Source organism: Haloterrigena alkaliphila, from assembly GCF_017352155.2.
In the GTDB taxonomy this organism is placed as follows: domain Archaea; phylum Halobacteriota; class Halobacteria; order Halobacteriales; family Natrialbaceae; genus Haloterrigena; species Haloterrigena alkaliphila.
On the sequence record NZ_CP084319.1, the window covers coordinates 113,466 to 135,234 of the forward strand.

Below are 21,769 nucleotides of genomic sequence, written 5' to 3' on the forward strand. Positions count from 1 at the left end.
CGGCGACTAGTCGTCGCGTTCGTCGAGGGCCCGTTTGATGTCGTCGGCCGTGACGGGAAGGGAGTCGACGCGGACGCCGACGGCGTCACGGATCGCGTTGCTGAGCGCCGGCGGAACGCCGTTCGTGGGGAGCTCGGCGATCGACTTCGCGCCGAACGGCCCGGTCGGTTCGTGCGTTTCGACGATAATCGTCTCCATCGGCGGGTGATCGGTCGTTCGCGGCATTCCGTACTGCCGGAAACCGAGCACCTCCGGATTCCCCTCGTCGTCGAACTCCAGTCCGCCGCTGGTGGCGTACTCGAGGCTCATGTGCTCACCACCCTCGATCTGCCCTTCGACGAGCGCGGGGTTGATTGCAACGCCGCAGTCGGCGGCGAACGCCATTTCGTTGATCTCGTACTCGCCGGTTTCTTCGTTCACGGTCACGTCGACGAACTGGGCGCCGTACGGCGGCGGACTTTCGTCCGTCGAGTGATTACCCTTGCCGAGGATGTGTTCGCGGTCGTCGTGGCCGTACGTCGCTTCGTACCCGATCTCCTCCAGCGACACGCCGTCGCCGGTCACCTCGCTGTACACCTGCCCGTCGCCCGTCTTCAGGTTCTCGACGGATTCGTCGAGCATCTTCGACCCCCAGTGAACGAGCCGCTCCCGCGCGTCCTCGGCCGCTTCCTTGACGGCTTGACCGCTGATGTAGGTCGTCGAGGAGGCGTACGCGCCGTAGTCGAACGGCGTCAGGTCGGTGTCCGAGGAGATGACGACGATATCCGCGGGCTCACAGCCCAGAACCTCCGCGGCGACCTGGCTGAACATCGTGTCGGAGCCGGTGCCGGTGTCGACGCCGCCGACCTGGAGGTGGAACGAGCCGTCCTCGTTCATCTTGATCTGGGCCGCGCCGAGTTCCCGCCCGGCGACGCCGCTGCCCTGGGCGATCATCGCCATTCCGACGCCACGGTGGCGGTGTGGCTCCGCGGGCTGCTCGATATCGTCGTAGCCGATGGCCTCCTTCCCGCGCTCGATGCACTCGCGGAGTCCGCACGACCGTATCTCCCGGCTGAACCGCTCGCCGTCTTTCAGTATGGTGACGTTCCGGTCGATATCGCCCTCTCGAACGGCGTTGCGTTTGCGGAACTCGATCGGATCGAAGTCCAGCCGGCGCGCGACCTCGTCCATGTGCGACTCGACCGCGAAATGGCCCTGCGGGGCGCCGTATCCGCGCATCGCCGCACCCATCGGCAGGTTCGTGTGGACGACGTCGCCCTCGAACCTGACGTTCGGAACGCGCGGATACAGCGGGAGCGGTTTCGTTCCGACGTTGGTCGCGACGGTCATCCCGTGGGTGCCGTACGCCCCCGAGTTCGACAGCGTGTACAGCTCCATCGCCTCGAGCGTTCCGTCCTCGTCCACCGCTGTCCGCATGCGCATCTGCATCGGATGGCGAAACCGGAGCGCGTAGAACTCCTCGCGGCGGGTCATCTCCAGCTTGACCGGCCGGTCGGCCGCCAGATGGAGTGCGAACGCGATCGGTTCGATCGCCATCTCCTGTTTCGCGCCGAACCCGGCCCCGATGCGCGGTTTCGTGACGCGGACGTCGCGAATGGGAACGTCGAACAGATGCGCGATCTGCCGACGGGTGTGGAACGGAACCTGCGTCGCGGTGATGAACGAGTACCGGTCGTCCTCGTCCGTGTGGACGATCGTCGTGTGGGGTTCGGGGACACAGTGTGACTGGTACGGTGTTTCCCATTCCGTCTCGATCACCCGGTCGTCGTCCGTTCGATCGAACGCCCGTTCGACGTCGCCTCGCTCGCCCTCGAAGTGAGACTCGAGGTTCCGCTCGTAGTCGGCACCGCGCTGTTTGTTCTCGACCTCGTCGGGATCGAATAACTGTGGCGCGTCCGGATCCGTCGCCGTCTCGGGGTCGAGGACGGGTTCCAGTTCCTCGTATTCGACGTCGATCGTCCGCGCGGCGCGGTCGGCCGTCTCCGCGTCCGTTGCGGCGATCGCTGCGATGGGATCGCCGACGTATCGAACGTGTTCCCTGAGCACGCGCAGATCCCACGGACTCGGTTCGGGGTAGGACTGGCCCGAACTCGAGTACGCTTTGTCGGGCACGACGTCGTCCCACGGCGTGATCACAGCGTGCACGCCGTCCATCGCTTCGGCCTCGCTCGTATCGAGGTCACGGACGTAGCCGTGTGCGATTTCGCTTCGGATCACTTTCCCTTCGGCGAGCTCCGGGAATCGATCGCGGTAATCGGCCGTGTAACGGGCCTCCCCGGTGACGATCTTTCGAGCGTCGTCTTTCTCGACGTCCTCGGTCAGATGTTCGCGCTCGTCCCGGGATTTCCGGTCGTCCGCAGCCACCTCACTCTCCCCCGGAAACGCGTCCGCTTCCGTGGCCTCCTCCTCCGCCCGATCGCCGTCGGGTCTCTCGTTCCGTCCCGGTGTCTCTTCCAGATTGCTCATTTCGATCGGCCCTCCTCACGGGGGCAAGTCGAGGGGAACTCCTCGCAGCGGCTTTCCCCGCCGTCTGCCGCCACGGTCTGCTCACCGTCCATCCGGTCCGCGGCGTCGAGAACCGCTTCGACGATCTTCTTGTAGCCGGTACACCGGCAGAGGTTGTCCGCCAGCGCTTCCCGCACCTCCGTCTCGGTCGGATCCGGGTTCGTCTCCAGTAGCGCCTTCGAACGCATGATCATGCCCGGGATACAGAAGCCACATTGGAGCGCCGAGTTGTCAACGAACGCCTGCTGAAGCGGGTGGAGATCGCTCTGCGACCCCAGTCCTTCGATCGTTTCCACCGTCGATCCGGCGACTTTCGCGGCCGGCGTGACACAGGACATCGCCGGTTCGCCGTCGATTTGGACCGTGCACATCCCGCACGCGCCCGTATCACAGCCGCGTTTCGGGCCGGTGTAGCCGTTTCGCCGCAGTACGTCCAGCAAGACGTCCGATTTCTCCGCTTCGAACGTCCGTCGTTGGCCGTTTAGCTCTAGTTCGAGTTGCATGAGTCTCATCGTGGGAGAGAGACCCTCCCTTCCTCCGAGTATCGGTCTCGAGAACCTAAATAGCTACTCCGAAGTGTGACGATAGCGGTCGGAAGCGAAAGAGAGAATCGCCGGCGAACGGACGATATCGCGAATCAGCGGCCATTTGCGAGTGAATCGGTCGTCCGAGCGGGCGTACTCGTCGACAGTGCCGAACTGCCAAGCGAACGCGGCCGAGACAACGTCGCGTGGAACGGGGACCGATCCTCCCACAGCGGGCAAACGCCGCCACATTTTCCACGCGAACGGGACACACCAGTACGTTAATCCCGAGCCGTCGAAAACTCGAGACGGTATGACGAGCGACGATCGAACCGACCTGACGGAGCTCGAGCGAGGCACTGAACTCGTCAAACAGGGGTTCGCTCGCATGCAGAAAGGCGGCGTCATCATGGACGTCGTCAATCGCGAGCAGGCCCGCATTGCGGAAGACGCCGGCGCCGTCGCAGTGATGGCGCTGGAGGCCGTCCCGGCGGACATTCGTAAACGCGGTGGCGTCGCCCGGATGCCCGACCCCGCCGACATCGAGGCCATCCTCGACGAGGTGTCGATCCCGGTGATGGGCAAAGCGCGGATCGGCCACACGATGGAGGCACGGATTCTGGAGGCAGTTGGCGTCGACATGATCGACGAAAGCGAAGTGCTGACGCCCGCCGACGACGCCTACCACATCGACAAACGGGAGTTCTCCGCCCCCTTCGTTTGCGGGGCGCGCAACCTCGGCGAGGCGCTGCGCAGAATCGACGAAGGCGCGGCCATGATCCGCACGAAGGGCGAGGCCGGGACCGGCGACGTAAACCAGGCGGTTCACCACCAGCGCACCATCAAGGGCTCGATCCGCAAATTGGAGGGAATGGCCCACGAAGAGCGCGAACGGTGGGCCCGCGAGAACGACGCACCCGCAGAGCTGGTCCACGAAACGGCCGACCTGGGACGGCTGCCGGTCGTCAACTTCGCCGCCGGCGGCATCGCGACGCCCGCCGACGCCGCGCTGATGATGCATCACGGCTGTGACGGTATCTTCGTCGGCAGCGGCATCTTCGGCGCCGAGGAACCGGCGTCGATGGCCGATGCCATCGTCCGAGCGACGAACAACTGGGACGCCCCCGACCGGCTCGCCGAAATCAGCAAAGATATCGGGAACGGGATGCGCGGCGACGCGAACGCTTCGCTCTCCGACGAAGAGAAACTGCAGGGTCGCGGCGTGTAGTACGGTGTCTCGGTAGGCGTGTCGCACAGACACCCGGCGGCCACGACGACTGGTTAGCGGATAAGATCGAAGTCGAAAGCAGACGCTCTACTTCTCGTCGAGCGCCGTCTTGATCTTCTCGGCGGTAACGGGCATCTCGTTGATGCGCACGCCGACGGCCTCTCGAATCGCGTTACTGAGCGCCGGCGGCACCGTGTTGGTCGGCACCTCCGCGACGGATTTCGCGCCGAACGGCCCCGTCGGCTCGTGGGTCTCGACGAGAATGCTCTCGATCGGCGGCGTCTCCGTCGCCGACGGAAGCCCGTACTCGTCGAAGTCCGAGACTTCCGCGCGGCCCCGCTCGTCGACGGTGATACCCTCACTGACGGCCATCTCGAAGCTCATGTGATTGGCGCCCTCGACCTGCCCCTCCGCCATTCCGGGGTTGATCGCGACCCCGCAGTCGACGGCGACGACGAGTTGATTGACCTCGAACTCGCCCGTCTGCTCGTCGACGGTCACGTCCACGAACTGCGCGGCGAACGGCGGCGGACTCTCCTCCGTGGAGTGCGTTCCCTTGCCGAGGATGTGCTCTCGATCGTCGTGACCGTACACCGACTCGTAGCCGACGTCTTCGAGCGTCACCGTCTCACCGGTCTCCTCGCTGTACACCTCGCCGTCGCGCGTCTCCAGGTTTTCCGCGGATTCGTCGAGCATCCGCGACGCCCACTCGAGGATGCGCTCTTTGGCGTCCTCGGCGGCCTTCTTCACCGCCATCCCGCTGATGTAGGTCGTCGAGGAGGCGTACGCGCCGTAGTCGAACGGCGTGTTATCGGTGTCGGAGGATTTGACGATGATATCATCCTCGTCACAGCCGAGCACCTCGGCGGCGATCTGGATGAACGCCGTATCCGCGCCCGTGCCGATGTCGACGCCGCCGACCTGGAGGTGGAACGAGCCGTCCTCGTTCATCATGATCTGTGCGGCGCCGAGTTCGTCGCCGGCGACGCCGGTCCCCTGGGCCGACAGGGCCATGCCGATGCCGCGGTGGCGGTGTGGCTCCGAAGGTTGCTCGAGGTCGTCCCAGCCGATGGCTTCCTTGCCGCGCTCGATGCACTCGTCGAGACCGCAGGAACGGATACGACGCTCCGCGCCCTCGCCGCCCATCATGCCGGCGATCTCGTCCAGATCGCCGACCTCCATGTAGTGTCGCCGGCGGAATTCGATCGGATCGAGGTCGAGATCCCGCGCGACCTCGTCCAGGTGACCTTCGAGAGCGAGCGTCCCCTGAGGGGCGCCGTACCCCCGCATCGCACCGGTCTGTGGCGTGTTCGTGTGGACGATGTCGGCCTCGAAGCGAGCGTTCGGTACCTTCGAGTACAGCGGCATCGGCTTGCTGCCGACGTTCCCGGCGACGGTCATCCCGTGGCTTCCGTACGCGCCGGTGTTCGAGAGCGCGTAGAGGTCGATCGCTTCGATCGTCCCGTCGTCGGTGACTGCCGTCCGCGCACGAACCTTCATCGGGTGACGCGAGCGCATCGCGTAGAACTCTTCGTCGCGGGAGGCTTCGTACATGACGGGACGATCCGCCGCGAGCGACAGCGCGAGCGGAATCGGTTCGACGACCATCGCCTGTTTGCCGCCGAAACCACCACCAACGCGAGGTTTCTTCACTCTGATGTCCCGAATCGGAATATCGAACAGGTGTGCCAGTTGGCGGCGAGTGTGGTTCGGGACCTGCGTACTCGTGATGAGCACTTTTCGGTCGTCTTCGTCGGTGTAGGCGAGCGACGTGTGTTTCTCGATCTGTGCGTGGGACTGCCGGATGGTTTCCCACTCGGTCTCGTGGACGTGCGCGTCCTCGCGCTCGAGCGCGGCGTCGACGTCCCCGATCTCGCCCTCGATGTTGGACATCCGGTTGCGGTCGTAGTCGTGGCCGACGATCTTGTTCTCGACCTCGTCGTCGCCGAACAGTTGCGGCGCGTCCTCGTCGAACGCTTCCTCCGGGTCGACGACGTGGTCGTACTCCTCGTACTCGACCTCGATGGCGTCGACCGCGGCCGCAGCCGTAGTCGCGTCCTCGGCCGCGACCGCCGCGAGCGGATCGCCGACGTAGCGGACGTGCTCGTTGAGCACGTTCATGTCCCACGGGCTCGGTTCGGGGTACGACTGGCCGGCGCTCGTGTACTTCGCGTCCGGCACGTCGTCGGACCACGGGGTGAGAACGGCGTAGACGCCGTCCAGTTCCTCGGCCTCGGCCGTGTCGATGGCCGTCACGCGGCCGTGTGGAACCTCGCTGCGGACGACCGCGGCGTGAGCGAGATCCGGGAACCGTTCCTCGTAGTCCGCGGTGTACTTGGCCTGGCCGGTGACGAGCTTTCGGTCGTCGAACTTTTCGGCCGTCTGGGAAACGCTCTTTCGCTCCCCTGGAGCCTTGTTGTTGTTCGCCGGTTCGTCCCACTCGAGTGGGTGGTCTTCGTACTCCTGTGGCTCTTCCGAGGTCGGCTTCGACGCGGTACCGCCGTCGGTCTGCGGATCGTTCGGGTCGTCACTCATTGGAATCACCGTCGTAAGCAGTGTCGTCGGGTCGGTGTGAGTCAATCCGTGAGCCGCCGTCGGCCGCGACCGATCGATCGCCGCGCATTCGGTCGGCGGCGTCGAGGATCGCTTCGACGGGTTTCTGATAGCCGGTACACCGGCAGAGGTTATCGTCGATGGCCTGGCGTACCTCGGCTTCGGTCGGATCGGGATTGGTCGCGAGTAGCGATTTGGCCTCGATTATCATGCCGGGAATACAGAAGCCACATTGGACGGCGAAGTGATCGACGAACGCCTCCTGAATCGGATGGAGGTCGTCTTGCGTCCCGAGCGCCTCGATCGTTTCGACCTCTGCACCGTCGACGTTCTGAGCGTCCACGCCGCAGGCCATCTTCACGTCGCCGTCGACGAACACTTTCGATGCGCCACAGACGCCACTATCGCAGCCACACTTCACGCCCGTGTAGCCGTTCCGTCGCAGTACCGTCGCCAGGTCGTCGTCCGATTCGACCGCCACAGTCGTCGATTCGTCGTTGATCGTTAGTTCGATTTCCACGGAAATCCCTCCATTAGTGCAGGTGTGCCTCACGCACACGCACGTCGTGGTGTAGGATGCGAGACAACAACACATATATCTATGGGTGACTGCCTCAACGCCGGCCCGAGACGGCCCAGAACCAGCGAACCGACTGCCCAGGCTCGTCGGACAGATGCGGCGTCCCACGGCGTTCGAGGTCCGGTTCGGCAACCGTCGAATCGTCCGTTGGCACAGCGATGTGGCAGTGAGGGCTGTGTCTCCGATTTGTTCGATCGCTGTGTGACGAATACAGTTTTGAAGGCCACTCTGCATTGTCGCTGTATGGAGATTGCACTCCTCGGAGGAACTGGTGATATCGGTCAAGGACTCGCACTGCGCTGGGCGCGCGACACCGATCACTCGGTCATCATCGGATCGCGGGACGCCGACAAGGCCGAGCGGAAGGCGAACGAGTACTACTCGTCACTGAAAGATACCGGCGTCACTCCCGACATCGCCGGCTATAGTAACGAAACGGCCGCCGATTCCGCCGAAGTCGTCGTCGTCAGCGTCCCGCCCGAATACGCGCCGCAGACGGTCGATACGGTCGCGCCCGTCCTCGGCGAGGACGACGTACTCGTCAGTCCGGCGGTCCAGATGTCGCGTGACGCGAGCGGCTTCCACTACGATCCGCCCGAAATCGGGTCCGTCGCCGAAGCGATCGACCACGTGGCTCCCGACAGCGTACCGGTCGTGAGTGCGTTCCAGAACCTCGCTGCGGGCGCACTCAGTGACCTCGAGAACGATCTCGAGGCCGACGTCGTCGTTACCGGTGACGATAGCGAGGCGAAGGAGACGGTCACGGCGCTGGCCGAGGATATCGATGGCCTCCGGGCGCTCGACGGCGGCCCGCTCGCGAACACCGGCGTCGTCGAGAGCGTGACGCCGCTTCTGATCAACCTCGCGATGAACAACGACGGCATGCACGACATCGGCGTTCGGTTCGAGTAACGAGCGAGGACGATCCCCGTCGCGGTCGGTATCGATCACTCGGTCGAACAGTCGGCTGCGATCCATCGACGGACCGCCGACGGCGAGTTTCGTGTATCGCCATCGGCCTTTCTGCCCGACGAACCGCGACAGGGATACCAGTAGCACGAACTCGGTCTCGAGGCCTCATTCCATCGTCGGAGCAATACACTATCAGTAAATCCGACATCGGGGCCGTTTCGGCGTCGGGGTAACATTGATACATTCTCACGTACGAGTGACAACGGAGACGAAATCATCACCGATCCCCGCGAGGTGGTATCTGTTACCCCGTTCCATCCGCGATCCCGGGATCACCGATCGTCAGAGGCGATAGCCATGACCGAAGATACCCAACGGCACGCCGGGGCCGATCTACACGGTAGTCGTACGCTTCTCTCGAAACGATCACTATCGTACGTGTTCGCGGTGACGGTAGTTCTCGCAGTAGTCGGGTGGATCGTCGGCGTTGATCCGTTCCTCCTGCTGTCGTCGGACGCTCGCGGCCAGATGTGGTCGCTCGTCATCGAAGGATACCCGCCGGACGTCAGCCGCGATTTTCTGCTCGGCAGAACGCTCCGAGGAGGATTGCTGTGGGCGATCGTCGAAACGTTCGCGATCAGTATCGTCGGCACCTCCTTCGCCGTCGTCTTCGCGATCCCGCTCGCGCTCGCGAGCGCATCGACCGTTACACATCAGGGACCGCTGTATGCTGGTGCGTCCTCCTCGCGAATCGTCCTCGGATACGCACTCCAACGCGGTGCTAGACTCCTGTTGAGTTTTCTCCGATCGGTCCCCGGTCTCGTCTGGGGATTTCTCTTCGTCACCGCCGTGGGACTGGGACCGTTCGCCGGCGCGCTCGCGCTCGGCGTTCACAACACGGGCGTGCTCGGTAAACTGTACGCGGACTTCCTCGAGGATACGGATCCGATGACGACCGAAGCGGTCGCGTCGAGCGGGGCGACGCGGTTCCAGGCCGTCTGTCACGGGATGGTCCCGCAGATATCGGCGACGGTGGCGTCGTACACGCTCTATAGGTGGGAGTGTACCATCCGCTCGGCGACGATACTCGGCTTCGTCGGCGCCGGCGGGATCGGTTACTACCTCGTCATCTCGATTCAGCGGTTACAGTATCAGAAACTCGTCACCGCGATCGTCGCGGTGTTCGCGCTCGTGGTGATGTCCGACGCGCTCGCATCGCGACTTCGCGCCCGGATGGTGTGAACGCAGCAGCCGGCGGTCGCAACGACGCCGAACGGAACTGACACGAGGCCGTCCCGGACGTCGCCTACGCCGACGCCTTCGACCGGACGGCCTCGAGGAGCACTTCGGTTCCGGTCACGACGTCGTCCCACTCCGTGTACTCGCTCTCGCGGTGGCTAATGCCGTCGACGCTCGGGACGAAGATCATGCTCGTCGGCGTGATCTTGTTGAGGTAGTTGGCATCGTGGCCGGCGCCGCTGACGAGGCGAGTGTAGTCACAGCCGACCGTTTCGGCGGCGTCGACGACCGTCTCGATACAGCTCTGGTCGAAGGGGTCGGCGTCGACGCGCATGATCTCTTCGAACTCGTACTCGAGGCCCTCTCGTTCGGCCGCGTGGGCGATCTCACGCTGGATCTGTTCGACCGCCGCGTCGACGACCTCGTCGTCGTACGACCGGAAGTCGATCGTGAACTCGACTTTCTCGGGAATCACGTTGATCGCGTTCGGCCAGACGTCGACGCTGCCGACGGTGCCGACGAGGTCGGTGCCTTCGGTCGCGGTGATCCGCCGGACGCTGTCGGTCACGTCGGCCGTCGCGACGAAGGCGTCGTGGCGCATGTCCATCGGCGTCGGGCCGGCGTGGTTCGCCTGCCCCTCGAACGTGACGTTCATCCAGGAGAAGCCGAACACGCCTTCGACGGCCGCGACGGGCAGGTCGGCCTGCTCGAGGAACGGCCCTTGTTCGACGTGCATCTCGAAATAGCAGTGGATGTCGTGAGGTTCGCAGGGCTCGTCGCCCTTGTAGCCGATCCGTTCGAGTTCGTCACCGAACGTCTTCCCGTCCTTGTCCTCGCGCTCGTACGCGTAGTCGAGGTCGAAAATGTCACAGAAGACGCCGCTGCCGAGCATGTCCGGCTGGAACCGGACGCCCTCTTCGTTACTCCACGCGACGACCTCGAGCGGGCGCGTCGTCGTCTCGTCGGCGTCGTTGAGGGCTTCGACGGCTTCGAGACCGCCGAGGACGCCGATCACACCGTCGTATCGACCACCGTTGTACTGGCTATCGATGTGGGAGCCGAACATGACCGGGTCTGCGTCCTGCTCCGCCCCGGGTCGCCGTCCGAAGATGTTCCCCATCTCGTCGATACGGACCGTCAGACCGGCCTCTCGAAACCAGTCGACGATGGTGTCTCGGGCCTCCTTGTTCTCGTCGGACAAACTCGGGCGGTTCACCCCGCCGTTTTCGGTCGCCCCGATTTCGTTGAACTCGTCGAACCGTCGGCGGAATCGCTGCTCGTCGATACTCACTTTGGCCATGCGAGAACGCACCAGCGGGGCGAACTTTAACTTTTGCAAGCTAAGTCCTCGTCCTCAAGGAGCAACGCAGTGAGCGGAGCGACCGAGTAGCGCAATAGGGCGGGGATACAGCGTACGCTCGTTGCAACCAAAACATTAAAATATTGATACGACTAACCAGCAAACAGTGGTCGAAGAAGCGTTCAAATACGCTGCCGAGCCCGAGGACGCGACCACTGCCGAGAGTGCGTGGAAAGCGATTCAAACCTGTCGCGAAGTGTACAACCACGCACTCACCCAAGAGTACAAACCTGCTCCTGATTACGACAAGCCATCGTACACGGCAATGCAGAACAAGCTTCCCGAGTGGAAGCGTGAGTGGTCTGAATGGGGCAACGTGTACTCGAAATGCCTTCAAATGGCAGTGAGGCGCATCAAGCATTCGGGGACCATCCTCGGCAAACTGAAAGAACGTGGATTCGACGTAGGTAAACTCAGGTGGAAAGCACCGCGGGGCTACCGTAGCATCACGTACAACCAGTCTGGCTTCGACGTGGATAGTAACACGGGTCAGATTGACCACGCTACGGTCGAACTCTCTAAAATCGGTACGTTCCACGTGAATTTTCACCGACCCCTCCCAGACGACGCAGATATCAAAGAGGTCATCCTGAAAAAGCAGAAAACTGGTGACTGGACGGTCAGCATCATGGTTGAATACGATGCTGACTATCCAGAGAAACCTGCTGTCGCAGACATCGACGTTGAGGATACCGTTGGGATCGACCTCGGTATCACGAAGTTCATTCACGACTCGGACGGGCGAGCGTTCGCCCCGTTAGACGAAGAGGATGAGCGCGAACGTATCGACAAACGCCACCAATCTGTTTCTCGCAAGGAACACGAGTCGAACAACTGGAACAAGGCGCGCCAACGCTTAGCGCGAGCATACGAGCGGTTATCGAACAAGCGCAAAGCGTATCGGGAAGCTCTTGCCAACTCGTATACAAAGCAATACGATGCCGTGTTCCTCGAAGACCTGAACGTTGGTAGCATGATGCAACAGAACGGTAATAGTCGGACCATCGCGTCGATGTCGTGGTACGAGACACTGCAAACGTTCCAACGCTTCGGGAAGAAGAACGGCTGTCACGTTGTACTCGTCCCGCCTGAGGGGACGACGAAGCGGTGCGTTCAGTGTGGTGTCGAGTCGGAGAAACCGTTGTGGGTGCGCGAGCACTCATGCCCGTCGTGTGGGTTCACGACTGATCGTGACCAGAACGCTGCGTTGGAAGTACAGCGTCTTGGATTGCTCGAACTGGGAGTGGTTGAGAATGAGTCAGGATTAGGTCAGGAACTGGCCGAATCAACGCCTGCTGAGACTGGTACCTCTGCGGGGTCGCGCTCTAGCTCGTCTGGAGACGTGGTTCCTGCAAGTGCCGTCGTTGACACGGGAAGCCCCACCCTCAAGGAACGACCGGCGTTAGTCGTGAGCGAGTAGGGTGGGGTAGTTCACCATTCCGGAGAGGTCCACCGCGGTGGGCGGCCGAGCGCTACCAGACGCGGCGCAACCCACCGAAAGAATCAAACGGCCCATCCTCGAGAGTCGATACATGTCGTCTGTTAGCACGGGGTCCGTAGAGTTCCGGAACGCACGCGTTCTCGATGGCACCGGTGGGCCGGTCTTTACCGCACACGTCCTGGTCGATGACGGTCGAATCAAACGAATCAGCGACGATCCGGCTGGTGCTGACCGGCGCATCGACCTCGACGGATCGTATCTCGCCCCCGGGTTCGTGGACATGCACGCCCACTCGGAGCTGCGGCTGATCACCAATCCCACCGCCGAGGAGAAACTCACACAGGGGATTACGACCGAAGTCCTCGGACAGGACGGAGTCAGCGTCGCCCCCGTTCCGGAAGACATGAAGACGGAATGGGAGAACCGCATCCAGTCGTTAGACGGCACGCTCGACAGGAGATGGCCCTGGAGTTCCGTCTCCGAGTACCTCGACGAGCTCGACGAGGCGGCGCCGGCCGTCAACGCTGCCCACTACGCCCCGCACGGGAACCTCCGATCGCACATCGCCGGCTTCGAGGACCGCGAACTCGCGACAGGAGAAGTGGCTGAGCTACAGGACAGGCTCGAGCAGGCGATCGACGGCGGCGCGTTCGGACTGTCCACGGGAATGATCTACCCGCCGAGTTCCTACGGGCGCGACCCGGAACTCGAGGCGCTCGCCGAGACGCTCGCGACCCGGGACTCGTTTATGATCTCTCACGTGTGGAACGAGACCGACCGGGTCGTCGAATCGATCGACCGCTATCTCGAACTCTGTCGGCGCGGCGGCTGTCACGCACACGTCTCACACCTGAAAGTGGGCGGCCAACAGAACTGGGGGAACTCCACGGATATCCTCGATCTGTTCGACGACGCGATCGACGCGGGACAGCGGGTCTCGTTCGACCAGTACCCGTACACGGCGGGCTCGACGATGCTCACCGCGTTGTTGCCGCCGTGGGTGCGACGGGGCGAAACGGCGGACATCCTCGACCGGCTGCGACGGGCGGACGTCAGAGAGCGAATCGCCGAGGACATCTCGTCTCCCGGGGAGTGGGAAAATCTGGCTCGCGCGGCCGGCAGTTGGGACAACATCCTCATCACCCGGACCGCGAGCGGCGACTACCAGGGAGACACGATCGAGGAAATTGCGACCGAGCGAAACCTCGACCCGGTCGATGCGATATGTGAACTCCTCGTCGAGGAGCACCTGGACGTGACGATGGCGGACTTCGTCATGTCGGAAGAAGACATCGAGCGGTTCCTCGCGGACGACCGAGGAACGTTCTGTACGGACGGGATCTTCGGCGGGAAACCCCATCCGAGGGCCATCGGGACGTTCGGTCGCATCCTCGAGCGATACGTGCGCGAGCGCGATGTACTGTCTCTACCGCTCGTGGCGCGCAAGGCGGCCGGCCACCCCGCCGACATCCTCGGACTCGACGACCGGGGGTACGTGAAGGAGGGATACGTCGCGGACCTCGTCGTCTTCGACCTCGACGCCGTGTCGGAGAACGCCACCTACGAGGACCCGTTCCAGCTCACCGACGGCTTCGAGTATATTCTCGTCAGCGGGGCGCTGGCCGTCGATGACGGGACGACGACGGGCGCTCGTAACGGTGAGGTTCTCCGCTCGACCGACGAGTGGGACGGGCCCGAACGGCCGGTGATCGACAGGTCGTCCAACGAGTCGTGACACACGATCTGTGCTGTGGCACATGATCGACACACGGACGCACCGATTCTGGACACTCCCGCAATCGGTCCGTACAGAACTCGCGCAATAGGTCCGTGCAGATTTGCAGCCGTTTGTTCGCCATTGCCTGAGTTTATCACCCATACTTATTTAGTAGCCGTCGGGTTACTTCTCAACGGATTCCAATGAGCAGTAGCAAACAGGTGTTCGATAGAGGTGACCGTGTTGGTGTCTACCTGCAGGACAAACATTCGTTACAGGAGAATCTCGAACTCGTCCAGTACGCGGAAGAGCAGGGGATCGACGAGATTTGGCAGGCGGAGTCTCGACTCGCACGCGACGGCATCACGCCGCTCGGGGCGTACGCGGCCGTCACGGATCAGATCAAACTCGGGACCGGCGTCATCAACAACTGGACGCGCAACACCGCACTCATCGCCCAGACGATGAGCACATTGGAGGAACTCGCCGGTCCGAACCGCATCCAGTGTGGAATCGGCGCCTGGTGGGACCCGCTGGCGGAGAAAGTCGGTATCGACCGAAGCGGTGCTCTCCGCGCGATGCGGGAGTGCGTCGAGGTCACGCAGGACCTCCTGGACATGGAGAACGTCACCTACGACGGCAAGTTCGTTCAGATGCGCGACGTGGAACTCGACGTCGTCCACGGCGACTCCGGACCGCGGACGGTGCCAGTGTACGTCGGCGGTACCGGATTCAAAATGCTCGAGCTCACGGGTCACTTCGCCGACGGCGCTGTGATGAACTATCTCGTTAGCCCCGAGTACAACGACAAGGCACTCGACGCGCTCGCGACCGGCGCGGAGCGCGGTGGCCGGTCGCTCGAGGATATCGACCGACCGCAACTGATCGTCTGTTCGATGGACCACGACGTCGACAAAGCCCTCGACAACGCGCGCGAACTCATTACGCAGTACCTGGGCCAGCAGCCCCACATCATGAAGGCGAGCGGCGTCAGTCAGGACCTCATCGACGAGGTTGGTGAGGCGATCGGCGGCTGGCCGGCGGACAAGGAAGACATCCAGCAGGGAATGGAACTCATTCCGGATGACGTCGTCCACAAGCTTACGGCCAGTGGGACTCCCGAACAGTGTCGCGAAAAAGTCCGCGAATACGCTGAGAGCGGCTGTCAGTGCCCGATTCTCTATCCGCTCGGGGACGACCGCGAGCTGATGATCGACGAGTTCGCTGACGGCTACCTGTAGCGATACGGCACGTACTCGTTCACGTTTCGGACGAGCGATGGCACCGCCTCTTCCGTTCGGCGTGTTTGTATTTTCCGTTCGAGAGTAGCATCCCGGATCGAGACGGACGTTCAGCGGCGCTCCGACGACGATCAGTCGTCGGCAGCGGCGGCCTGGGCGTCCCCGAACAGCGCTTCCACTTCGGAGAGTTCGGGTTCGATTCGGTTAACGTCGCCCGTCGCTTTCTTCGCGCTCTCGGTATCCTTCAGGCCGAAGCCCGTCGAGACGACGACGACGGTTTCGTCCCGCTCGATGATACCTTGCTCCAGCGCCTCCTGAACGCCGGCGACCGGCGTTGCTCCTGCAGGTTCGGCGTAAATCCCCTCCGTGCTTCCGAGGAGCTTCTCGGCCTCGAGGATCTCCTCGTCGGAGACCAACACGGTGTCTCCGCCGCTCTCCTGGGGAGCGCGGCAGGCCTTGATCGTGTTGCGCGGCCGGCCGACGGCGATGCTGTCGGCGATGGTGTCTGCGATATCGTCGATATCCTCGTGGCCTTGGAACGCATCGTGGATCGCCGAGGCGCCTTCCGCCTGGACGCCGAGCATCTTCGGGTAGTCGTCGACGTAGCCGAGGTCGTAGAACTCCTTGAATCCCTTCCAGGCGCCGGCGATCGTACAGCCGTCACCCATCGAGAACACCACCCAGTCGGGAACCTCCCCGCGGACCACCGACTGTTCCGCGAGCTCGTGACCGACGGTTCGTTTCCCTTCCACCTGGAAGGGATTGATCGCCGCATTGCGGTTGTACCAGCCGTACTCGTCCGTGACCTCGACGCTCAGATCGTACGCTTCGTCGTACGACCCGTTGACGGCGAGGACGTCGGCACCGTACACGAGCGGCTGAGCGAGCTTGCCGGCGGGCGCGGCTCCGGGAACGAAGATGCGACAGTCCAGACCACCACGCGCCGCGTATCCGGACAGCGAAGCCGCCGCGTTCCCCGTCGACGCACACGTGATGATATTACGGCCAGCGTGTTTGGCCTTCGTCACCGCGATGGAACTGGCGCGGTCCTTGAAACAGCCGGTCGGATTGCGCCCGTCGTCCTTGACGAGCGTCTCGACACCGAGCTCCTCGCTCAGATTCGGGGCGTCGAACAGGTCCGTCCCGCCCTCGTTGAGGGTCACGACCGCTGCATCGTCGTTGACCGGGAGGAACGCTTCGTACTTCCACTGGCTCCGAATGTTTCCGTCGAGGTCGGCGTCGAAGTTGTCGTCGATGACGTCGTAATCGTACTTGACCTCGAGAATGCCTTTGACGCCCTCGTGTTCCGGACAGGTGTAAATAATTTGATCCGGGTCGTACTCCCTCTCACAAATCGTACACTCTAACGTAGTCACATGGTCCATTGCCATACGAGATATCAAGCGAGGCACCTACTAAAAGACACCGCACACCATTCAAAACGGCTGGCGCCGACAGTGAGCCGCATTTTCGAGATACCGCAGAGCAATTTCTGTCACCGGCTGGCACATGACATCCAAACCCGTCACAAATGTCCCGGAGAGTCGTTCAGAACTCGGTGAGGGACACATTTATCGTCGCGGCTGTACGTCTTCGTTTCATGTCCGACGCGTTTCGAGCGGGGGTCACTGGACCCGCCGGTCGAATGGAATACAGCCACCGTCCAGACACGACGCAATCGTTCGAGAACGCGCTCGAAAAGGCCCGTAACGGGGAGCGATTAACCGTCGACGACGGTGTCGAACTGCTCACCACGGGGACGGAAAGTCCTGAAATTGACCAGAGCCGCAAGGAGGAAGTGCTCCGGATCGCCGACTACCGACGCGCGGAGATGGTCGGTGAGGAGGTGACGTTCGTCGCCAATCTCAATAATAACGTGACGACGGCGTGTAACACGGGTTGCCAATTCTGTAACTTCAAGGATACCGCCAGCAAATTCGAAACGGAATACTCCGAAGATCACGGGGGCTTCACGAAGACGCCGGAAGAATCTCGCGGGATAGTGCGAGACGCCGTCGAGCGAGGTATCTACGAAGTCTGTTCCGTGAGTGGGCTTCATCCGGCGTTCGCGCTCGACGATGAACACCGGGAACGACTGGAAGCATGCGATCGTAACGACCTCAATTACAAGTCTCCTGCCGCGTACACCGTCGATCCCGGGACGTACTGCGACCAGATGGAGGCGATGAGCGTCGACGGCGTCCACGTCCATTCGATGACTCCGGAGGAGGTCTATCACGCCCGGCGCGGCACCAACTGGGAGTACGAGGAGGTGTATCGTCGTCTCCGTGACGCCGGCCTGGATTCCGTTCCCGGAACGGCCGCGGAGATCCTCGTGGACGAAGTCCGTGAGGTCATTTGCCCCGGGAAGATCGGAACCGACGAGTGGGTCGCCGCGATGGAAGCAGCTGCCGCCGTCGGTCTGCCGATGACGGCCACGATCATGTACGGCCACGTCGAAAACGAGATGCATCGCGTCCAGCATCTCGACGTCATTCGAGACCTGCAGGACAGGACGGAGAACATCACCGAATTCGTTCCGTTGTCGTTCGTGCACGAACAGACTCCACTTGCCGAACACGGCGTCGTCGAGTCGGGTGCCAGCACCGACGAAGACGAACTCATGATCGCCGTCTCGCGCCTGTTTCTCGACAACATCGAGAACGTCCAATCGTCGTGGGTGAAATACGGCGACGCCCAGGGGTTGAAGATGCTCAACTGCGGAGCGAACGATTTCATGGGGACGATTCTTTCCGAAGAGATCACCAAGCGCGCCGGTGGCAGTTACGGCCAGTTCCGTTCGTTCGAAGAGTACTGTGACATGCTTTCAGCGATCGGACGGCCGCCGGTCGAACGCTCGTCGGACTACGAACAGCGCCGTCGCATCGACGTCGAGTCGGATCGAATCGGCCCCCGTCTCGGACCTGCCGCCGACGGAACGCCGCTCGTCGAGTAACTCCTCGTCGCGAGCTTCGTATCATACGGCTACTGCGTCGTCCGCCACACATCGAACGGACGAGCCACACTGGCAGCACACTCATGCCACACTCGTCGTGGCGTCAGTGCTTTTATACGGTAATCGACCGATGGTACGCTGGACGCTAGCATAGTCCACTACCGTCGGCCCGATCGCCGATGATAGCGCACGGAGAGCTAGCGGTGAGTTACAACCATGTACGGAAGACGCTTAGCGACAATAGAGGAGATCATCGCGCTCGTCAGCCCGGATAGTGAGGAAGAACTATCGACGCTCGAAACGTGGGCGGACGATCACGAGATACCCGTCCACACGGTCGAGGTTGGTGACGACATCGACGAGGTGTACACCCCGGAACGCGAGTACTTGGGTGTCACTCTCGGCGGTGACGGGACGTACCTCGAAGGCGTCCGGCAGTTCAGCCCGAGGCAGGTTCCGATCCTCGGGATCAACGCCGGGACCCTCGCGTTCCTCGCGAGTATCTCTCCGGACGACCTCACGGACGCCCTCGACGAAACCCTTCGAGGTGGTGCGACGGTCGACCACCGCCAGCAGTTACACGTCGAGGGCAACGGAGTCGACTGTACCGGTATCAACGACGTCATGATCGAACACGAGCCGCCGGAGAACCCCGTCGACAGGAAGATCACCGAGCTGGAGGTATTCGCGGACGGCGAGTTCGTCGGTGAGTACGAAGGGAGCGGACTCGCAGTATCGACGCCGACCGGTTCGACCGGCGTTTCACTGTCGGCTGGCGGCCCCGTCCACTATCCGATGAACAACTCGTCGTTACAGATCGTGCCGCTGCACACCCATCGGATGGGCATCCGTCCGCTCATCGTCGATGCTAACACCACCATCGAAGTCGTCTCAGAGGGGCCTGCAAACCTCCTCGTGGACGGTGGACGCGCACAGACCCGTCTCGAGGAGGGCGATACGATCACTATCAAAGGTGCCGACACGTCGGCACTCGTCGTCAACACGAGTTACGACGACGACTTCTTCACGTCCATCTCCGAGAAACTCGGCTGGAGCGTCCGTGAAGACAGACACGATCAAGGTGATACCGTCAGGGCAGTCGAGACCACCGAGGCGGAAGACGTCGTCCGCCGGGCCAAGCAGGTCGCGGAGGACGCTTCGAAGGCGGCCGGTGAGGCGCTCAGAGAACTCCACGGCCAGACGGAGTCCGTCGAGTACAAGTCCGATAAATCGGACATCGTCACCGAGGCCGACTACAAGGCGGACAACATCATTACGACCGTCATCGAGAACGAGTTTCCCACCCACGGGATCCGGTCGGAGGAGAGCGACGAGAAAGTCGGGACGAGCGAGTACACCTGGCTGATCGATCCGCTCGACGGTACGGGGAACTTCGCACACGGAAACCCGAATTACTCGATCTCCATCGGGCTTCTCGAGGACGAGGAACCCGTAATGGGCGTCGTCTACGCGCCGGAGACGGACGAAATGTTCACTGCGATCGAAGGTGAAGGAGCGATGCTGGACGGCCTTCCGATTTCGACGACCGATCGAACGTCGCTGGACGAGTGTATGCTCCTCTCCGGTTACGATCCGAACGGAACGTTCCTCTCGCACTGCTATCAGGAAACTCGCGGTGTTCGAAGTATCGGTTCCGCCGCGCTGAACCTTTGCTTCCTGGCGGCCGGAAGCGCCGACGCGGTGTGGGAGTTCGATACGTATCCGTGGGACGTCGCTGCTGGGGTAGTTATCGCCCGCGAGGCCGGCGCCACGCTCACGAACGCGGACGGCGAGCAGTACGACCCGATCGCGGCACACGAGACGCGAAACGAACTCGTCGGATCGAACGGACCGGTCCACGAGGATCTGCTCCGCCATCTCGACGACGAACAGGAACTGCAAGCTCCGAAACAGAGCAGCGCGGACTGACGTACCGCGTCACGTTCTCTCTGGCTGCGCTGCTGCCATCCCTTTCTCGTTTCGGTTTTTCGACACTCAGTCGGAATCTACGCCCGTTTCAGTGGTGCGCTACGGCCGCGAGAGGAACTCACCCCGGCCGGGCGAAGACCGGACCTCGTGGTCGCTGGCGATAACGTCGCCGTTCGCAATGACCGTGTCGACGCGTGCGCTCCACTCGCGACCTTCGTACGGCGTCCAGCCGCCGACGTACTGAAGGTCGTCAGCCGAAACCGTAAACTGGTCTTCGCGAACGAGAACGATGTCCGCGTCGGTCCCCTCCTGGAGCGATCCCTTCCGCGGGTAGATACCGGCCTCGCGTGCTGGCCGCGAACAAACGAGTTCGTGAAGCCGTGTCCAGGAGAGTCGGTCCTCGTGAACGCCGGCACTGACGAGGAATTCGAGCATCGTTTCGATGCTGGGCAGTCCGGCGTACGGTTCCCAGATATTCTCCCAGCCGCGCTCTCGGTCTTCCCGGTAGGTCGGGAAGTGTTCGCTGGCGATGAGATCGATCGTCCCGTCGCGGACGGCGTCCCAGAGTCGATCGACCTCTGCGGGCGATTTGAGGCTCGGATTGACCTTCAGGAACGGTCCCTTCTCCTCGACGTCTTCCGTCGAGAACGCGAGGTAATGCGGACAGGTCTCGAGGGTCACCGGAACGTTCGACCGTGATTTGAACCGGCCGCCTTCGCGCGCCCCGCTCCCGCTAGAGACGTGGACGACGTGCAGGGGACACCCAGCGTACTCGGCGAACCACCCCATTCGATTGATGGCGTCGAGTTCCGCTTCGAGCGGGCGGGACTCCATGTACACGTCCGGCGTCGTTTCGTCTATCGACGCTCGAGCGTGGTCGAGGATTCCTTGCGTTTCGCAGTGAACGCGGACTTTCCCGCCGGCGTTTCCGACGGCTTCCATCAGGGACACGATCGTCTCGTCGGAGGCGAGGTACGGCTCGGCCGTGAACGTCTTGAAATCGCGCGTCCCCTCCGCCATGATCGCCTCGACGTCGATGTCCGCCTCTTCGACGTTCCCCGCGACCAGTCCGAAGTCGATGTGTGCGAGCTCGGCACATTCGTCCCTCTTCTTCCGGAACGCGTCCGGCGACGTGATCGGACTCTGCGTCGGGAGTTCGACGACGGTCGTCACGCCGCCGGCCGCGGCACTCGCCGTCTGCGACGCGAAGTCGATACCGTCCGGAAAGAGGTTCTGATCGTGCATATGATTGTGAATATCCACGATACCCGGAAGAGCGATCTTTCCCGCAGCGTCGATCACGTCCGTCGCGTCGCCGTATTCGCTTGCTACGTTCGGGCCGACCGCCCGTATCTGGCCGTCGTCGATGGCGATAGATCCCGCTCGAACGCCGGTCGCACTCACGATACGCGCGTCTTCGATGAGACGATCAGTCATGAACGAAAGCGTATCGCGAACGACCAAAACAGTTGGCGATGCAATCGATACCTTGTCACTTTCCGGCGTGTGGCGCCTCAGCTTCCGCGGCCACGCCGAGAACACGTTTGTGGCAGCGATGTGTCGCCACGTGGGGAACCGTCGACG

At 62.6% G+C, this 21,769-nt stretch carries 15 protein-coding genes; 8 read left to right on the forward strand and 7 right to left on the reverse strand.

From position 1 onward, the window contains the following. Positions 1–6: 6 nt before the first annotated feature. Together J0X25_RS38140 and J0X25_RS38145 are read right to left on the reverse strand one after the other, a co-directional pair. Positions 7–2,466 (reverse strand): xanthine dehydrogenase family protein molybdopterin-binding subunit, encoded by a 2,460-nt coding sequence (locus J0X25_RS38140; protein WP_226777272.1) that lies wholly within the window; start codon positions 2,464–2,466, stop codon positions 7–9. Beyond that, complete coding sequence (locus J0X25_RS38145) at positions 2,463–3,008, reverse strand: (2Fe-2S)-binding protein (RefSeq protein WP_226777274.1); 546 nt, start codon at positions 3,006–3,008, stop codon at positions 2,463–2,465. Before J0X25_RS38145 ends, J0X25_RS38140 begins: the two co-directional genes overlap by 4 nt. 334 nt (positions 3,009–3,342) lie before the next feature. Here J0X25_RS38145 and pdxS point away from each other — a divergent pair, with 334 nt between their 5' ends. Beyond that, on the forward strand, positions 3,343–4,257 hold the full coding sequence (gene pdxS / locus J0X25_RS38150) for a pyridoxal 5'-phosphate synthase lyase subunit PdxS (protein ID WP_226777275.1): 915 nt from the start codon (positions 3,343–3,345) through the stop codon (positions 4,255–4,257). Positions 4,258–4,344: 87 nt separating this feature from the next. Here the strand turns inward: pdxS and J0X25_RS38155 are convergent, their stop codons facing one another. After that, positions 4,345–6,792 (reverse strand): xanthine dehydrogenase family protein molybdopterin-binding subunit, encoded by a 2,448-nt coding sequence (locus tag J0X25_RS38155; RefSeq protein WP_226777276.1) that lies wholly within the window; start codon positions 6,790–6,792, stop codon positions 4,345–4,347. Beyond that, the gene (locus J0X25_RS38160) at positions 6,785–7,330 is read right to left on the reverse strand and encodes a (2Fe-2S)-binding protein (RefSeq protein ID WP_226777277.1); all 546 of its coding nucleotides are present in this window, start codon (positions 7,328–7,330) and stop codon (positions 6,785–6,787) included. The genes J0X25_RS38155 and J0X25_RS38160 overlap by 8 nt, the downstream gene beginning before the upstream one ends. 303 nt (positions 7,331–7,633) lie before the next feature. On the opposite strand from J0X25_RS38160, the gene npdG reads away from it, so the two are divergent. Together npdG and J0X25_RS38170 are read left to right on the forward strand one after the other, a co-directional pair. Continuing rightward, complete coding sequence (gene npdG / locus J0X25_RS38165) at positions 7,634–8,302, forward strand: NADPH-dependent F420 reductase (RefSeq protein ID WP_226777278.1); 669 nt, start codon at positions 7,634–7,636, stop codon at positions 8,300–8,302. A gap of 447 nt (positions 8,303–8,749) precedes the next feature. Continuing rightward, complete coding sequence (locus J0X25_RS38170) at positions 8,750–9,544, forward strand: PhnE/PtxC family ABC transporter permease (protein WP_226777279.1); 795 nt, start codon at positions 8,750–8,752, stop codon at positions 9,542–9,544. Positions 9,545–9,608: 64 nt separating this feature from the next. Here J0X25_RS38170 and J0X25_RS38175 read toward each other — a convergent pair whose 3' ends face one another. Next, on the reverse strand, positions 9,609–10,841 hold the full coding sequence (locus J0X25_RS38175; RefSeq protein ID WP_226777281.1) for a Zn-dependent hydrolase: 1,233 nt from the start codon (positions 10,839–10,841) through the stop codon (positions 9,609–9,611). A 166-nt stretch (positions 10,842–11,007) separates the two neighbouring features. Between J0X25_RS38175 and J0X25_RS38180 the strand changes: the two genes are divergently transcribed. The 3 genes from J0X25_RS38180 (at position 11,008) to J0X25_RS38190 (ending at position 15,300) form a co-directional block, all read left to right on the forward strand. Continuing rightward, complete coding sequence (locus tag J0X25_RS38180; protein WP_226777283.1) at positions 11,008–12,321, forward strand: RNA-guided endonuclease InsQ/TnpB family protein; 1,314 nt, start codon at positions 11,008–11,010, stop codon at positions 12,319–12,321. Between the two features lie 112 nt (positions 12,322–12,433). Further along, positions 12,434–14,077 carry an N-acyl-D-amino-acid deacylase family protein gene (locus J0X25_RS38185; protein WP_226777285.1) on the forward strand — a complete coding sequence of 548 codons (1,644 nt, stop codon included), beginning with the start codon at positions 12,434–12,436 and terminating at the stop codon, positions 14,075–14,077. A gap of 185 nt (positions 14,078–14,262) precedes the next feature. After that, positions 14,263–15,300: an LLM class flavin-dependent oxidoreductase gene (locus J0X25_RS38190; protein ID WP_226777287.1), complete on the forward strand. Its 1,038-nt coding sequence runs from the start codon at positions 14,263–14,265 to the stop codon at positions 15,298–15,300. Positions 15,301–15,431: 131 nt separating this feature from the next. Here the strand turns inward: J0X25_RS38190 and thrC are convergent, their stop codons facing one another. Then, entirely contained in the window at positions 15,432–16,691 is a 1,260-nt protein-coding gene (gene thrC / locus J0X25_RS38195; RefSeq protein ID WP_226777288.1) for a threonine synthase, read from the reverse strand. A gap of 209 nt (positions 16,692–16,900) precedes the next feature. Here thrC and cofH point away from each other — a divergent pair, with 209 nt between their 5' ends. Beyond that, positions 16,901–18,256: a 7,8-didemethyl-8-hydroxy-5-deazariboflavin synthase subunit CofH gene (gene cofH, locus J0X25_RS38200; RefSeq protein WP_226777289.1), complete on the forward strand. Its 1,356-nt coding sequence runs from the start codon at positions 16,901–16,903 to the stop codon at positions 18,254–18,256. Between the two features lie 216 nt (positions 18,257–18,472). Next, positions 18,473–20,185, forward strand: a complete 1,713-nt coding sequence (locus tag J0X25_RS38205; RefSeq protein ID WP_226777291.1) for an NAD(+)/NADH kinase — start codon at positions 18,473–18,475, stop codon at positions 20,183–20,185. A 99-nt stretch (positions 20,186–20,284) separates the two neighbouring features. Here J0X25_RS38205 and J0X25_RS38210 read toward each other — a convergent pair whose 3' ends face one another. Next, positions 20,285–21,622 carry a dihydroorotase gene (locus J0X25_RS38210; protein WP_226777293.1) on the reverse strand — a complete coding sequence of 446 codons (1,338 nt, stop codon included), beginning with the start codon at positions 21,620–21,622 and terminating at the stop codon, positions 20,285–20,287. Positions 21,623–21,769: the final 147 nt, after the last annotated feature.

What these genes read in the sequence shown, in the direction of transcription:
- J0X25_RS38140 (WP_226777272.1), bottom strand. Translation starts at nt 2,466, where the DNA reads ATGAGCAATCTGGAAGAGACACCGGGACGGAACGAGAGACCCGACGGC.
- J0X25_RS38145 (WP_226777274.1), bottom strand. Translation starts at nt 3,008, where the DNA reads ATGCAACTCGAACTAGAGCTAAACGGCCAACGACGGACGTTCGAAGCG.
- pdxS (WP_226777275.1), top strand. Translation starts at nt 3,343, where the DNA reads ATGACGAGCGACGATCGAACCGACCTGACGGAGCTCGAGCGAGGCACT.
- J0X25_RS38155 (WP_226777276.1), bottom strand. Translation starts at nt 6,792, where the DNA reads ATGAGTGACGACCCGAACGATCCGCAGACCGACGGCGGTACCGCGTCG.
- npdG (WP_226777278.1), top strand. Translation starts at nt 7,634, where the DNA reads ATGGAGATTGCACTCCTCGGAGGAACTGGTGATATCGGTCAAGGACTC.
- J0X25_RS38175 (WP_226777281.1), bottom strand. Translation starts at nt 10,841, where the DNA reads ATGGCCAAAGTGAGTATCGACGAGCAGCGATTCCGCCGACGGTTCGAC.
- J0X25_RS38185 (WP_226777285.1), top strand. Translation starts at nt 12,434, where the DNA reads ATGTCGTCTGTTAGCACGGGGTCCGTAGAGTTCCGGAACGCACGCGTT.
- J0X25_RS38190 (WP_226777287.1), top strand. Translation starts at nt 14,263, where the DNA reads ATGAGCAGTAGCAAACAGGTGTTCGATAGAGGTGACCGTGTTGGTGTC.
- thrC (WP_226777288.1), bottom strand. Translation starts at nt 16,691, where the DNA reads ATGGCAATGGACCATGTGACTACGTTAGAGTGTACGATTTGTGAGAGG.
- cofH (WP_226777289.1), top strand. Translation starts at nt 16,901, where the DNA reads ATGTCCGACGCGTTTCGAGCGGGGGTCACTGGACCCGCCGGTCGAATG.
- J0X25_RS38205 (WP_226777291.1), top strand. Translation starts at nt 18,473, where the DNA reads ATGTACGGAAGACGCTTAGCGACAATAGAGGAGATCATCGCGCTCGTC.
- J0X25_RS38210 (WP_226777293.1), bottom strand. Translation starts at nt 21,622, where the DNA reads ATGACTGATCGTCTCATCGAAGACGCGCGTATCGTGAGTGCGACCGGC.